The 1,182-nt window shown below is 73.6% G+C and carries 2 protein-coding genes; both read left to right on the forward strand.

Annotated features, from left to right (window positions below; genetic code table 11):
• A partial coding sequence (locus G6018_RS15325) for a DnaJ C-terminal domain-containing protein (RefSeq protein ID WP_182640076.1) occupies nucleotides 1–843 on the forward strand: 843 nt, incomplete at its 5' end.
• Nucleotides 844–847: 4 nt separating this feature from the next.
• Nucleotides 848–1,182, forward strand: a 335-nt coding sequence (locus G6018_RS15330; protein WP_182640077.1) for an RNA methyltransferase PUA domain-containing protein, incomplete at its 3' end; no start/stop codon positions are given.

Genomic DNA, 1,182 nt, shown 5'->3' on the forward strand with positions numbered 1-1,182 from the left:
GGCGGCGGACGCGGCCCCCGGAGCCGCGTGCAGCCGGGTTCGGACGCGCTGATCCGCGTGAACCTGACCCTGGCGGAGTGCGCGACCGGCGTCACCAAGGAGATCCAGGTCGACACGGCCGTGCTGTGTGAGACCTGCCACGGCAAGGGGTCGGCGAGCGACGCGCCGCCCGCGAAATGCGGCATGTGTCAGGGGCAGGGGGAGATCCAGTCGGTCCAGCGCTCCCTGTTGGGCAACATCATGACCAGCCGCCCGTGCCCCACCTGTGCCGGCACCGGCGAGATCATCACCGATCCCTGTGGTGACTGCACCGGCCAGGGCCGCGTCCGCAAGCGCCGCACCGTCTCGGCCAAGATCCCGGCCGGCGTCGGCGGCGGGATGCGGATCCGGCTGTCCGGACAGGGTGAGGTCGGCCCCGGCGGTGGTCCCGCCGGAGACCTCTACATCGAGGTCAACGAGCGCACCCACCCGGTGTTCGTCCGGGACGGCGAGGACCTGCACTGCACGGTCCGCGTCCCGGTCGTGGACGCCATCCTCGGGGGCAGGGTGGACCTGGAGACGGTGGTGGGTGACGACCTCGAGATCGACATCCCGGCCGGCATCCAACCGGGCCACACGGTCACGCTGTCCGGCCGCGGGATGCCGCGTGTCCGCGGCGGCGGTGCCGGCGACCTCACGGTGCACATGGAGGTGGTGATCCCCGACAAGCTCGACCGCAAGCGGCGGGACCTGGTCGAGCAGCTCCGCCGTCTCGGCGGCGACTCGGCAGAGATCGTCAACGAGGACACCGCTCGCCGGGGCGGGTTGTTCTCGCGTCTGCGCGACGCGGTCGCGGGTCACTGAGCCGGTGACCCCGCCCCTGTTCCGGGTCGACGCGGTCCCCGCCGTCGGCGAGACGGCCGTCCTCGACGGCGCCGAGGGCCGGCACGCCGGTTCGGCCCTACGGGTGCGACCCGGGGAGCTCCTCCGGGTCGGGGACGGGCGCGGCCAGGTCGCGGACTGCTCGGTGTTGACGTCGGGGCCCGGCCGGGTCGAGGCCGAGGTCCTGGCCCGGACCGTGGTCGAGCGACCGACGCCCCTGGTGACCGTGGTCCAGGCGCTCCCCAAGTCCGATCGCTCCGAGCTCGCCGTGGAACTGGCCACCGAGGCCGGGGCGGACAGGATCGTGCCGTGGCAGGGGGA

It is taken from the genome of Dietzia sp. DQ11-44 (genome assembly GCF_014145205.1).
In the GTDB taxonomy this organism is placed as follows: domain Bacteria; phylum Actinomycetota; class Actinomycetes; order Mycobacteriales; family Mycobacteriaceae; genus Dietzia; species Dietzia natronolimnaea.